Genomic DNA, 12,764 nt, shown 5'->3' on the forward strand with positions numbered 1-12,764 from the left:
TTTTTGAACTGTCCTATCCCGATACGCGGACGGCCTTCAACCGGATCAGCGCAACCGGGACGCTTGGCAAGGCCGCAAAGCTGCGCCAAGATCAGCGGGCACCGTCCGGGGATGTCCATGCAGATGACTGATATCAAGGCGGATTTTCTCGCGCGGGTCGATGCGGCCCGCGACGATCTGGTGGCGCTCACCCGCGACCTGATCCGCATCCCCACGCTCAATCCGCCCGGCGACTGCTACCGCGAGATCTGCGAGCTTCTCGACCGGCGGCTGACCGCATCCGGCTTCGAGACCGAGTTCATCCGCGCGACCGGCGCCCCGGGCGACTGCGATCGCTATCCGCGCTGGAACATCGTGGCCACGCGGACCGGCGGCGGTCCGGGCGACTGCGTGCATTTCAACAGCCACACGGATGTGGTGGATGTCGGCGCCGGCTGGACGGTCGATCCGTTCGCTGCGGACGTGCGAGACGGCCGGATCTACGGGCGCGGGGCCTGTGACATGAAGGGCGGGCTGGCCGCCTCGATCATCGCCGCCGAATGCCTGATTGCCGCCTGGCCCGACCATCCGGGCCGGATCGAGATTTCAGGCACGGCGGACGAGGAATCGGGCGGATACGGCGGGGTGGCCCATTTGGCAGGGATGGGGCGTTTTTCCCCCGCGCGCGTGCAGCATGTCATCATCCCCGAGCCGCTCAACAAGGATCGTGTCTGCCTCGGGCATCGCGGGGTCTGGTGGGCGGAGGTGGAAACCCACGGCCATATCGCCCACGGCTCGATGCCCTTCCTTGGCGATTGCGCCGTGCGCCATATGGGCGCCCTGTTGGCCGAAATGGAGGCCGAGCTCTTTCCCGCGCTTGCCGAGAAACGCACTGCCATGCCGGTTGTCCCGCCACAGGCGCGCCAGTCGACGCTCAACATCAACTCGCTGCATGGCGGGCAGGCGGAACCGGATGCGGAGGCCGGGGGCTACCCGTCGCCGGTCGTGCCCGACAGTTGCCGCATGGTGATCGACCGGCGGTTCCTGGTGGAGGAGGACCTGTCGGAGGTGAAAGCGGAGTTCCGCGCGCTCCTCGACCGGCTGACCGCCGCCCGCCCGGGCTTCAGCTACAGCCTGCGCGACCTGCATGAGGTCATCCCGACGATGACCGACCGGCAGGCGCCGGTCGTTGGCGCCGTCGCCGACGGGGTGGCCGATATCATCGGCCATGCGCCCGAATATGTCGTCTCGCCCGGAACCTATGACCAGAAACATATCGACCGGATCGGGCGGCTGAAGGACTGTATCGCATACGGGCCGGGCATTCTGGACCTCGCACATCAGCCTGACGAGTGGATCGGGATTCAGGATATGGTTGATTCGGCCAAGGTGATGGGGCTGGCGCTGATGCGTCTTCTGCCCGGGGCCGCGCCGGATCAGGGCCGGCAAACAGGAAACCAGACGGAGGGGATGGTATGAGTTCGGATCGCACGCGGCTGGCAGGGGGCACGGCCCTCTTGGTGGCAGGACTGGCACTGGCGCAGGCAGCATTCGCGCAGCGCACCGATATCGTGGTGGGCATGGGGCTGGAACCGCCGCATCTCGACCCGACCACCGCTGCGGCCGCGGCCATCGACGAGGTCGTCTATGCCAACCTGTTCGAGGGGCTGACCCGCTTCGCGCCCGACGGGTCTATCCAGCCGGCGCTCGCGGAAAGCTGGGACATTTCGGAAGACGGCACCGTCTATACGTTCCGGCTGCATGAGGGCGTAACCTTCCATGACGGTAGCACGCTCGATGCGCAGGATGTGAAATTCTCGCTCGACCGCGCTCGGTCAGAGGACAGCACCAACGCCCAGAAAGGGCTCTTCGCGGGGATCGAGGACGTGACCGTGGTCGATCCGCTGACGGTTCAGATCACGCTCGACCAGCCCGATGGCGGGTTCCTCTTCTCCATGGCGTGGGGCGATGCGGTGATCGTGGCCGAGGAAACCGCCGATGCGGCCAAGACCGCGCCCGTCGGCACCGGCCCGTTCCGGTTCGAAAACTGGGTGCAGGGCGACCGGATCGAACTGGTCAAGTATCCCGATTACTGGGGCGACCCGGTGGCGCTCGACCGGGCGGTCTTCAAGTTCATCTCCGACTCGACGGCCGCTTTTGCCGCGATGATGGCCGGTGATGTCGACACGTTCCCGATCTTTCCGGCCCCTGAAAACCTTGCCCAGTTCGAGGCCGATCCGCGCTTCCGCGTGATCGTCGGCTCGACCGAGGGCGAGACGATCCTGTCGACCAACAACAAGCAGCCGCCCTTCGACGATCCGAAAGTGCGGCAGGCGCTCGCCCATGCGATCGACCGGCAGGCCGTGATCGACGGCGCGATGTTCGGCTATGGCACGCCCATCGGCACGCATTTCGCCCCGCACCATCCGGCCTATCTCGACCTGAAGGCGACCTCGGCCCATGATCCTGACAAGGCGCGCGCGCTGCTCGCGGAAGCGGGCTATGCGGACGGGTTCACAACCACGCTGAAACTGCCGCCGCCCTCCTACGCGCGCCGCGGGGGCGAGATCATCGCCGCGCAGCTGCGCGAGGTCGGCATCGAGACCGAGATCACCAATGTGGAATGGGCGCAATGGCTCGAACAGGTGTTCCGCGGCAAGGATTTCGGCCTGACCATCGTCAGCCATACAGAGCCGATGGATATCGGCATCTATGCCAACCCGGACTATTATTTCCAGTATGACAATCCCGATTTCCAGAGCCTGATGGACGCGTTGCGGGCCGAAGCCGATCCCGAGGCGCGCACGGCGCTCTTGCAGCAGGCCCAAACCATCATCGCGGAAGATTTCGTGAACGGCTACCTGTTCCAACTCGCCAAGAGCGGAGTGGCGGATGCCCGGATCGAGGGATTGTGGGAAAACGCGCCCACGCAGGCCAATGACCTGACGGGCGTCCGCTGGACCGAATGATCCGGCCGATTCCAGCATCCACGCCGCCGCGCCGCGCCCGGACGCAGGGCTGAGCCGCGCCCATGCTGCGCTTTGCCCTCTTCCGTGCCCTGTCGCTTGGCCTGTCGCTGGTGGCGGCGTCGCTCGTCGTTTTCTTCGCGCTGGAAATTGTGCCGGGCGACCCGGCGGCGGCGATGCTGGGGGTCAACGCGCAGGAAGATACGCTCGCGGCACTCCGGGCCGAGCTCGGCCTCGATCGCGGGCCGGTCGCGCGCTATTTCGACTGGGCCGGCGGGCTGTTGCGGGGTGATTTCGGTATTTCCTACACCTACCGGACGCCGGTCGCGCAGATGATCGCGGACCGGCTCTGGGTCTCTCTGCCGCTCGCGCTCTATGCGCTGGCACTGACGCTCCTGATCGCCTTTCCCGCCGGTCTGGCCGCGGCGGCACGGCGCGGCAAGGGCACGGACCTGACGATCATGGGGGTCACGCAGCTGGGTATCGCGGTGCCGAATTTCTGGTTCGCGATGCTGCTGGTGCTCGCCTTCTCGATCACCTTGCGCTGGTTTTCCGCCGGCGGGTTTCCGGGCTGGGAGGCCGGGGTCGGCCCCGCGATGAAGGCGCTGACCCTGCCCGCGATCGCATTGGCGCTGCCGCAGGCCTCGATCCTGACGCGCGTGCTCCGCTCGGCGCTGATCGAGACACTCGGACAGGACTATATCCGCACGGCCCGGGCGCGCGGTCTGACGCGCCGGCAGGTGCTCTGGCGCCACGCATTGCGCAACGCGCTCATCCCGGTGCTGACGATCATCGGGCTGCAATTTTCCTTCCTGCTGGCCGGCGCGATCATCATCGAGAATGTTTTCTATCTGCCCGGTCTCGGGCGGCTCATTTTCCAGAGCATCGGCCAGCGCGACATCATCGTCGTGGAAAGCGTGGTGATGCTGCTGGTCTTTGCCGTGATCCTCGTCACCTTCCTGGTCGATCTGGCCTATGCGGCGGTCGATCCGCGGCTGAGGCGGCCGCGATGATCGGGGCCGATCCGCAAACCGGCACAGGCGGTGCGCCTGGTGGCGGCGCGGCGGCGTTCGCCGGGCTCTGGATCGGGGCGGCGCTGGTGGGCCTTTTCGTGGCTGCCGCGCTCCTTTCCTTTGTCTGGACGCCCTATGATGTAACGCGGATCGACGTGGCGGCGAAACTGCAGGGCCCGTCCGCGGCACACTGGTTCGGCACCGACCATTTCGGTCGCGACCTCTTTTCGATGATCATGGTGGGCGCGCGCACGTCGCTCGCAGTGGCGCTCGTTGCCGTGGGCATCGGGATGGGCGTCGGGGTGCCGCTCGGGCTGACCGCGGCGGCGCTGCGCGGCGGCTGGCTCGACGAGTTGATCATGCGCGCAAACGACCTTGTCTTCGCCTTCCCGGCGCTTCTGATTGCGGTGATGATCACGGCGGTTTTCGGCCCGTCCGCCTTCAATGCGATCCTTGCTATCGGCATTTTCAACATCCCCGTCTTCGCGCGGCTGACCCGCGGGGCGGCGCTCGGTTACTGGCAGCTGGATTTCATCCGCGCTGCGCAGGTCTGCGGCAAGGGTCGGGCGCGGATATCTGTGGAACATGTGCTGCCGAACCTGTTCAACATCCTGATCGTGCAGGGCACCATCCAGTTCTCGCTCGGCATTCTGGCAGAGGCGGGTCTGTCCTATGTCGGGCTCGGGGCGCAGCCGCCGCTGCCAAGCTGGGGCCGGATGCTGGCCGAGAGCCAGACCATGTTCTCCTTCGCGCCGCATCTGGCGCTCTTCCCCGGCCTCTCGATCCTGCTCGCGGTGCTGGGGCTCAACCTGCTCGGCGACGGGCTGCGCGACCGGCTCGATCCGCGGCGGGGGCTGGCACCATGAGCGGCGCGGAAACGGGGCTTCATGTCGAAGGGCTTTCGGTTTCGATTGGCCGGGCGCCGATCCTGCGCGATGTCGGCTTCTCGGTCGCGCCGGGCGAGGTGCGCGGGATCATCGGCGAAAGCGGGTCGGGCAAGACGATGAGCGCCTATGCGGTCATGGGGCTCCTGCCGCGCGCCGCGCGGATGGAAGGCCGTGTCACGCTTGGCGGTCAGGATATCGGCGGGATGTCCGAACGCGACATGTGCGCCCTGCGCGGACAGCAGATCGGGATGATCTTTCAGGAGCCGATGACCGCGCTCAACCCCGTGATGACCATCGGTGCGCAGGTTGCCGAGACCGTGCGCATCCACGGGGCCGGCAGTCGCCGCGCCGCGATGGCGCGCGCGGCAGAGGTGCTGGAACGGGTCGGCCTGCCGCCGGACGAGGTGCCGCTCTCGCGCTATCCGCACGAGCTGTCGGGCGGCCAGCGCCAGCGGGTCGTGATCGCGAGCGCCATTGCGCTCCGGCCTGCGCTCCTGATCGCCGACGAGCCGACAACGGCGCTTGACGTGACGACGCAGGCGCAGATCCTGGCGCTGCTGGCGCGGCTGGTGCGCGAGGATGGCATGGGGCTCATGCTCATCAGTCACGATCTGGCTGTGGTCGCCGGCATGGCCGATGCGGTGACGATCATGAAGGAGGGGCGGGTGGTCGATTCCGGCCCGACCGAAGCGCTTTTCCGCGCCCGGCGGCACCCTTACACGCAGGCGCTCTTTGCCGCCTCCACCCATGTGCCCGATCCGGTGCCGCAACCGCCGGAGCCGCCGCCGCTTCTGCAATTGCGCAATGTCGAGCGCAGCTATGTCCAGCGCAGCGGACTGTTCGGGCGCCCGACGCAGATCCGCGCCGTGCGGGGCGTCAGTTTCGACCTTGCGGCAGGCGAAAGCCTTGGCCTTGTCGGGGAAAGCGGCTGCGGTAAGTCCACGCTCGGGCGCGCGATCCTCGGCCTTGATCCGGTCGACGGCGGGGAAATCCGGCTCGCCGGCGCGCCGGTCCATGCCGGCCCGACCATGCCGCCCGAACAGCGCCGCCGGATGCAGGTCGTCTTTCAGGACCCGTTCGGGAGTTTCAACCCGCGCCACCGCGTGCGGCGGATCCTGTCGGAACCCTATCACGCGCTGGACGACCCGCCCGGACCGCAAGCCCGCGCGACCGCCATATCGGACGCGCTGTCCGATGTGGGACTGGATGCGGCTGATGCGGACCGATTCATCCATGAATTCTCGGGCGGCCAGCGGCAGCGGATCGCGATCGCCCGCGCCCTCATCATCCGGCCGGAACTGATCCTGCTCGACGAGCCCGTCTCCGCGCTTGATGTCTCGGTGCGGGCGCAAGTGCTCGACCTGCTGGCCGATCTGCGCCGCCGCTACGGGCTGAGCTACCTCTTCATTTCCCATGACCTGAACGTGGTGCGCGCGGTGACTGACCGGGTGATGGTGATGCGGAAAGGGGAGATCGTCGAGGCCGGGCCGACAGGACAGGTGCTCGACGCGCCGCAACATGACTATACACGCGCGCTCATCGCCGCCTCGCCGCGGCTTGATGCGCCATTGAGAGAGGGGAGCCGCGGATGAGCCTTGCCTTTTTTGAGCGCCGGTCCCTGCCGACCGCCCGGATGCTGATCGGGGCGGACTGGGTGGATGGGCCGGACCGTCTGGCCCTGACCAACCCGTCGGACGGGGACGCGCTGGCGGATGTGGCAGCGGCCGATGCGGATGCAGTAGACGCGGCGGTCCGTGCAGCGCGGCGGGCTGCGAACGGGGCTTGGGGGCGGATGCCCGCTGCCGAGCGCGGGCGGTGCCTGATGCGGCTCGCCGCGGCCATCGAGGCCGAGATCGAGCCGCTCGCGTTGCTCGAGGCCGCAGACGTCGGCAAGCCGCTCACGCAGGCCCGCGCCGATGCCCGCGCGCTGGCGCGTTACTTTGAATTCTATGCCGGCGCCTGCGACAAGGTGCATGGCGCGAGCCTGCCCTATATGGCGGGCTACACGGTCTACACGCTGCGCGAGCCGCATGGCGTGACCGGCCATATCATCCCGTGGAACTATCCGATGCAGATCATCGGCCGGTCGGTCGGGGCGGCGCTTGCGATGGGCAATGCCTGTGTCCTGAAACCGGCGGAAGAGGCCTGTCTGACGGCGCTGGCCTTCGGCGTGCTGGCGCGCGAGGCCGGGCTGCCGGACGGCGCGCTCAACATCGTGCCGGGCAGGGGACCGGAGGCCGGCGCGGCGCTTGCCGCCCATCCGGGCATCGACCATCTGTCCTTCACAGGATCAGTCGCCACTGGCCGCGCGGTGCAGGCTGCCGCCGCCGCCCATGTCGCGCCGGTGACGCTGGAACTTGGCGGCAAGTCCCCGCAGGTGATTTTCGAAGATGCCGATCTCGACGCCGCCATGCCCTTCCTGCTGGCATCGGCGATCCAGAATGCCGGACAGACCTGCTCTGCCGCGGCGCGTCTTGTCGTGCACAGGAGCCGTCTGGCGGAACTGCGCGACCGGCTCGGCGCGGCCTTCGCCGAGGCAGAGGCCGGCCCGGCCATGGGCGACCATGATCTCGGGCCGCTCATCTCGGCGCGGCAGAAAACACGGGTGGAGGCATTTCTTGCCGACGATGCAGGGTTGGAGCAGGTGGCCGAAGGGCGCATCCGCGCCGATGCGCCGGCGGGCGGCCATTATGTCGCCCCGCGGCTCTATTTCGGCGATGATCCGGCCCACCGTCTTGCGCAGGAGGAGATTTTCGGACCGGTCCAGATCATCCTGCCTTTCGACACGGAAGCAGAGGCCGTGCGGATTGCAAACGGCACGCCATACGGGCTGGTGGCCGCCGTCTGGACCCGCGACGGCGCGCGCCAGATGCGGCTCGCGCGATCCTTGCGGGCGGGGCAGGTTTTCATCAACAGTTACGGGGCCGGCGGCGGGGTGGAACTGCCCTTCGGCGGGCGCGGCCTGTCAGGCCATGGCCGGGAAAAAGGGTTCGAGGCGCTCTACGGGTTTTCTACATTGAAAACCGTGGCCGCCCATCACGGGGAGACGGACTGATGCGACTGGAAGGCAAGAGCGCGATCGTGACCGGAGGCGCATCGGGGTTCGGCGCGGGGATCGTGCGCAAATTCTCAGCCGAGGGCGCGCGGGTGCTGATCGCCGACCTCAACCCCGACGCGGCCGAGGCGTTGGCCGCCGAACTGGGCGCGCAGGCGGCCGGGGTGGACGTGGCCGATGCCGCGTCGGTCGCGGCTCTGGCCGCGCGCGCGTCGGACCTGATCGGGCCGGTCGACATCCTTGTGAACAATGCCGGGATCACCCACCTGCCGCAGCCGATGGAGGATGTGGAGGAAGCGGAGTTCGACCGGGTGTTCGCGGTCAATGCAAAGTCGGTTTATCTGACCGCGCGTGCCTTCGTGCCGGCGATGCGGGCGGCAGGACGCGGTGCGATCCTCAACCTGGCCTCGACCGCGGGGCTGTCGCCGCGGCCCGGGCTCAGCTGGTACAATGCATCCAAAGGCTGGATGATCACGGCAACCAAGGCGATGGCGGTGGAACTGGCCCCGCAGGGGGTGCGGGTCAACGCGCTCTGCCCGGTCGCGGGGGAGACTCCGCTCTTGCACAGGTTTCTGGGCGAGGACACGCCGGAGATGCGGGCCAAATTCCTGTCGACGATTCCGCTCGGCCGGTTTTCGCAGCCAGAGGACCTCGGCAATGCGGCCTGTTTCCTCTGCTCCGACGAGGCCAGCATGATCACTGGCGTCGCAATGGAAGTGGATGGGGGGCGCTGTGTCTGAGCCGCTCCGACCCGGCCCCCGAAACCTGATCACCGATGTGGCCGGCCTGAAGGTTGGCCATGCCGCGGAGGCGGGCCTGAAATCGGGCACGACCGTCCTGACGGGTGACGCGCCCTTCACGGCAGGCGTCTCCGTGCTCGGCGGTGCGCCCGGCACGCGGGAGACGGACCTGCTCGCGCCCGACAAGCTCGTCGGGCAGGTGGATGCGCTGGTCCTGTCGGGCGGATCGGCTTTCGGTCTGGCCGCGGCCGACGGGGTGATGGACGGGCTGCGGGCCGCAGGCCGTGGGTTCGAGGTGGGTCCGGTGCGGGTGCCGCTCGTGCCGGCCGCGATCCTCTTCGACCTGCTGAACGGCGGTGACAAGGACTGGCAGGACAATCCCTATCCGGCGCTGGGGCGGCAGGCCTTTGACGCGGCGGCGGCCGATTTCGCGCTTGGCAGCGTCGGGGCCGGATGCGGCGCACTGACCGGAACGCTGAAGGGCGGGCTCGGCTCGGCCTCGCTTTTGCTGCCGTCGGGCATCACGGTCGGCGCGCTGGTGGCCGCCAATCCGTTCGGGTCGGTCACGACGCCCGACGCGCCGCATTTCTGGGCCGCGCCCTTCGAGATCGGGGCAGAGTTCGGCGGGCTGGGGCCCGATCCGCGCGCGGGCCTGTCCCTGCGGCCCGAAAGCGCCAAGATGCCCGCCTTCAACAGCCGCGGAAACACGACGATCGCGATTGTTGCGACCGATGCGGCGCTGTCCAAGGCGCAGGTGCACAGGATGGCCGTGGCCGCCCATGACGGGCTGGCACGGGCGATCTTGCCGGCACACAGCCCGGTCGACGGCGATCTGGTCTTCGCAGCGGCGACGGGCACGCAGGCCTTGCCGGATGATCCGGTCGCACCGCTGCTGGAAATCGGCCACGCCGCAGCGCTCTGCCTGTCGCGGGCGATTGCGCGCGGGGTCTACGAAGCGACCGCCGATCACGGGGACATCCTGCCCTGCTGGCAGGCGCTGCACGGGCCGCGTTAGGCGGTCAGCCGCCGTTGCCCTTGCCATCGGGCGCGCGGCCATACAGGTCCTCCAACCGCACGATGTCATCCTCGCCCAGATAGGTGCCTGACTGGACCTCGATCATCTCCAGCGGGACCTTGCCGGGATTGCGCAGCGCGTGAATGGCGCCGAGCGGAATGTAGGTGCTCTGGTTTTCCGACAGCATGAAGGTCTCCCCGTCGCAGGTGACCTCGGCCGTGCCGCGCACGACGATCCAGTGCTCCGAGCGGTGATGGTGCTTCTGCACGGACAGTTTCGCGCCCGGCGACACGGTGATCCGCTTGACCTGATAGCGTTCGCCGCGGTCGATGCTGTCATATTTGCCCCAGGGGCGGTAGACTTCTCGCTGGGTCTCGGCCTCCGGCCGGGCCTGCTTGCGCAGCGCCTCGACCAGATGTTTCACATCTTCTACCCGGTCGCGTGGTGCGACCATCACCGCGTCCTTCGTGTCGACCACGACCATGTCGTCGAGCCCCAGCGCGGCGATCATCCGGTCCTCGCTCCGCAGGTAGCTGCCGCGCGTGTCCTGCAAGAGCACATCGCCCGTCACCGCATTGCCCTGCGCGTCCTTCGCCGACACATCCCAGAGCGCGTCCCATGATCCGACATCCGACCATCCGGCATCGAGCGGGACCACAACGGCCGCACCGGTTTTCTCCATCACCGCATAGTCGATACTGTCGGACGGGCAGGCGGCGAATGCGTCCGCGTCGGCGCGCAGGAAATCGAGGTCTGCCACGGCCCGGTCCATCGCAGCCGCGCAGGCGCTGGCCATCTCCGGCGCGTGGGCGGCCAGTTCTTCCCGGTAGCGCGCTGCGGTGAAGAGGAACATGCCGCTGTTCCAGAGATACGATCCGTCGGCAACATAGGTGGCGGCCGTGTCCGCGTCGGGTTTTTCCCGGAACGCGGCGACACGGGCCGCGCCGGCCGGACCAGTGTCGAGCGCTGCGCCCTTGGCGATATAGCCATAGCCGGTATGCGGCCGGTCTGGCACGATCCCGAAGGTGACCAGATGGCCCGCACGCGCCAGAGGCAGGGCCGCATTGACGGCAGCCTGCAAGGCAGCGGTGTCGCGGATCACGTGATCGGCCGGAAGGACCAGCATCACGGCGTCATCCGGCAGGTGGCAGGCGGCCAATCCGATCGCGGGCGCGGTGTTTCGCCCGACAGGCTCCAGAATGATTGTCGCCGTCAGCCCCATATCCTGCATCTGCTGGGCGACGAAGAACCGGTGATCCTCCCCCGCGATGACGACCGGTGCGGCCGGATCGAGCCCGTCGAGCCGCCGCAGCGTGGCCTGCAACATCGTGTCCGCCCCGTCGAGTGCGAGGAACTGTTTCGGATGCCCTGCGCGGGACAGGGGCCAGAGCCGTGTGCCCGCGCCACCCGACAGAAGAACGGGGACGAAACTGTGAGTCTTCATCAGGATGGTGCCTCGGCTTCGGTTCAGGTGCTGCCGGCGGTCAGAAGCGCCGAAATCTCTGCCAGTTTTGCCTCAACCAGCGCCGGGTTTCCACGGCTTTCGATATTCAGCCGCACCACCGGTTCGGTGTTGGAGGAGCGCAGCGAGAAGCGCCAGTCCGCGAAGCTGAGGCCGATCCCGTCTGTCCGGTCGTCGTCGAGCGCGTCGGCGGCATAGGCGTCGAGCACGCGGGCGATGGCGGCCTTTGGGTCGTCGAGCCGGAAATTCACCTCGCCCGAGGAGGGGAACCGGGTGATCCGGTCGGCCACCAGCGCCGACAGGGGCTTGCCGGTCCGCGACATGAGTTCGAGCACAAGAAGCCACGGGATCATCCCACTGTCGCAATACATGAAATCGCGGAAATAGTGATGCGCCGACATCTCCCCGCCATAGACGGCATTTTCCGCCCGCATCAGGGCCTTCATGAAAGCATGGCCGGTGCGGCTCTGGACAGCGCGGCCGCCGGCAGAGGCAACGATATCCTGCGTGTTCCAGATGATCCGCGGGTCATGGATGATGGTCTGGCCGGGCTGCTGGGCCAGAAAGGCCTCCGCCAGCAGACCCACGATATATTCGCCCGGCACGAAGGCGCCGGTCTCGTCAAAGAAGAAGCAGCGGTCGAAATCCCCGTCCCATGCAATGCCGAGGTCAGCGCCTTCCGCGATCACGCGGTCGCGTGTTGGGGGCTGGTTCTCGGGCAGGAGCGGGTTCGGAATGCCGTTCGGGAAACTGCTGTCGGGCCTATGGTGCATGCGGATGAACCGGGTCGGCGCCCCGGCGGCGGCGAGCCCGCTTGCAATTGCATCGAAGGTCGGCCCTGCCGTGCCGTTGCCCGCATTGACCAGAATTTTGAGCGGGGCAAGTGCCGGCGCATCGACGAACCCCAGCAGATGGGCGACATAGGCGTCGCGCGGGTTCGCCTCCTCCAGCTTGCCGCGGCGCGCAACCGGCCCGAAATCGTCGGCGCTGGCGCGGGCGCGGATCTCGGCCATACCGTTTTCTTCGGAGATCGGCGTGCTGCCGCGCGCCACCATCTTGATCCCGTTATAGTCGATGGGATTATGCGAGGCCGTCACTTCCAGCCCGCCGCCCGCGCCCAGATGGGTGGTGGCGAAATAGACCTCCTCGGTGCCGCAAAGGCCGATATCGACCACGTCCGACCCGCCGTCGCGCAACCCTTCGATCAGGGCAGCGGCAAGCGTGGCGCTGCTGTCGCGCGTGTCCCGCCCGACGACGGATATGCCCGGTTTCATCACCTCCGCAAAGGCGCGGCCGATCCGGCGCACGATGTCCGCATCGAGATTGTCCCCCAGCTTTCCGCGCACGTCATAGGCCTTGAAACAGGTCAGCTCTTGCATCGAAAACCCCTTGCGGATGGTGGCCGGGCCGGTCGGCGCGACGTGGACAAGTTTCGGGAAACTGCCGCGAACTTAAACCGCCAGTCCCTTCACCGACAACGGCAAATACAATTTTCGGCAGCCTTGAACAGAATCAGTTTCAACCCTAAAGTTTACGTAAGCGTGTGTGGGGCCGCTTAAGTTTTCAGTTCATCCAGTTCCGTAAGGAGCGCGCCTTGCATGTGCCCGTCCTGCTTCAGGACGTGACGAGTGCTCGCATGTGGGGGTC

At 67.5% G+C, this 12,764-nt stretch carries 10 protein-coding genes; 8 read left to right on the forward strand and 2 right to left on the reverse strand.

Annotation, left to right across the window (positions count from 1 at the left end):
- Positions 1-123 precede the first annotated feature (123 nt).
- From GSH16_RS13605 to GSH16_RS13640, 8 genes are all read left to right on the forward strand, one after another.
- On the forward strand, positions 124-1,458 hold the full coding sequence (locus GSH16_RS13605; RefSeq protein ID WP_407941076.1) for an acetylornithine deacetylase/succinyl-diaminopimelate desuccinylase family protein: 1,335 nt from the start codon (positions 124-126) through the stop codon (positions 1,456-1,458).
- Positions 1,455-2,948: an ABC transporter substrate-binding protein gene (locus tag GSH16_RS13610; RefSeq protein WP_160856028.1), complete on the forward strand. Its 1,494-nt coding sequence runs from the start codon at positions 1,455-1,457 to the stop codon at positions 2,946-2,948. Before GSH16_RS13605 ends, GSH16_RS13610 begins: the two co-directional genes overlap by 4 nt.
- Before the next feature lie 62 nt (positions 2,949-3,010).
- Positions 3,011-3,958: an ABC transporter permease gene (locus GSH16_RS13615; protein WP_160856030.1), complete on the forward strand. Its 948-nt coding sequence runs from the start codon at positions 3,011-3,013 to the stop codon at positions 3,956-3,958.
- Positions 3,955-4,824 carry an ABC transporter permease gene (locus GSH16_RS13620; RefSeq protein WP_160856032.1) on the forward strand — a complete coding sequence of 290 codons (870 nt, stop codon included), beginning with the start codon at positions 3,955-3,957 and terminating at the stop codon, positions 4,822-4,824. Before GSH16_RS13615 ends, GSH16_RS13620 begins: the two co-directional genes overlap by 4 nt.
- Entirely contained in the window at positions 4,821-6,437 is a 1,617-nt protein-coding gene (locus GSH16_RS13625; protein WP_160856034.1) for an ABC transporter ATP-binding protein, read from the forward strand. The genes GSH16_RS13620 and GSH16_RS13625 overlap by 4 nt, the downstream gene beginning before the upstream one ends.
- Positions 6,434-7,900: an aldehyde dehydrogenase family protein gene (locus GSH16_RS13630; RefSeq protein WP_160856036.1), complete on the forward strand. Its 1,467-nt coding sequence runs from the start codon at positions 6,434-6,436 to the stop codon at positions 7,898-7,900. The genes GSH16_RS13625 and GSH16_RS13630 overlap by 4 nt, the downstream gene beginning before the upstream one ends.
- Positions 7,900-8,640 (forward strand): glucose 1-dehydrogenase, encoded by a 741-nt coding sequence (locus tag GSH16_RS13635; RefSeq protein ID WP_160856038.1) that lies wholly within the window; start codon positions 7,900-7,902, stop codon positions 8,638-8,640. The genes GSH16_RS13630 and GSH16_RS13635 overlap by 1 nt, the downstream gene beginning before the upstream one ends.
- Positions 8,633-9,655, forward strand: coding sequence for a P1 family peptidase (locus GSH16_RS13640; RefSeq protein WP_328803232.1), 1,023 nt, complete (start codon positions 8,633-8,635; stop codon positions 9,653-9,655). The genes GSH16_RS13635 and GSH16_RS13640 overlap by 8 nt, the downstream gene beginning before the upstream one ends.
- Positions 9,656-9,659: 4 nt before the next feature.
- Here GSH16_RS13640 and GSH16_RS13645 read toward each other — a convergent pair whose 3' ends face one another.
- Entirely contained in the window at positions 9,660-11,099 is a 1,440-nt protein-coding gene (locus GSH16_RS13645; RefSeq protein WP_160856042.1) for a mannose-1-phosphate guanylyltransferase/mannose-6-phosphate isomerase, read from the reverse strand.
- Between the two features lie 23 nt (positions 11,100-11,122).
- On the reverse strand, positions 11,123-12,496 hold the full coding sequence (locus tag GSH16_RS13650) for a phosphohexomutase domain-containing protein (protein WP_160856044.1): 1,374 nt from the start codon (positions 12,494-12,496) through the stop codon (positions 11,123-11,125).
- Between the last annotated feature and the right edge of the window lie 268 nt (positions 12,497-12,764).

The organism is Oceanomicrobium pacificus (genome assembly GCF_009833495.1).
In the GTDB taxonomy this organism is placed as follows: Bacteria; Pseudomonadota; Alphaproteobacteria; order Rhodobacterales; family Rhodobacteraceae; genus Oceanomicrobium; species Oceanomicrobium pacificus.

What these genes read in the sequence shown, in the direction of transcription:
- GSH16_RS13605 (WP_407941076.1), top strand. Translation starts at nt 124, where the DNA reads ATGACTGATATCAAGGCGGATTTTCTCGCGCGGGTCGATGCGGCCCGC.
- GSH16_RS13610 (WP_160856028.1), top strand. Translation starts at nt 1,455, where the DNA reads ATGAGTTCGGATCGCACGCGGCTGGCAGGGGGCACGGCCCTCTTGGTG.
- GSH16_RS13615 (WP_160856030.1), top strand. Translation starts at nt 3,011, where the DNA reads ATGCTGCGCTTTGCCCTCTTCCGTGCCCTGTCGCTTGGCCTGTCGCTG.
- GSH16_RS13620 (WP_160856032.1), top strand. Translation starts at nt 3,955, where the DNA reads ATGATCGGGGCCGATCCGCAAACCGGCACAGGCGGTGCGCCTGGTGGC.
- GSH16_RS13625 (WP_160856034.1), top strand. Translation starts at nt 4,821, where the DNA reads ATGAGCGGCGCGGAAACGGGGCTTCATGTCGAAGGGCTTTCGGTTTCG.
- GSH16_RS13630 (WP_160856036.1), top strand. Translation starts at nt 6,434, where the DNA reads ATGAGCCTTGCCTTTTTTGAGCGCCGGTCCCTGCCGACCGCCCGGATG.
- GSH16_RS13635 (WP_160856038.1), top strand. Translation starts at nt 7,900, where the DNA reads ATGCGACTGGAAGGCAAGAGCGCGATCGTGACCGGAGGCGCATCGGGG.
- GSH16_RS13645 (WP_160856042.1), bottom strand. Translation starts at nt 11,099, where the DNA reads ATGAAGACTCACAGTTTCGTCCCCGTTCTTCTGTCGGGTGGCGCGGGC.
- GSH16_RS13650 (WP_160856044.1), bottom strand. Translation starts at nt 12,496, where the DNA reads ATGCAAGAGCTGACCTGTTTCAAGGCCTATGACGTGCGCGGAAAGCTG.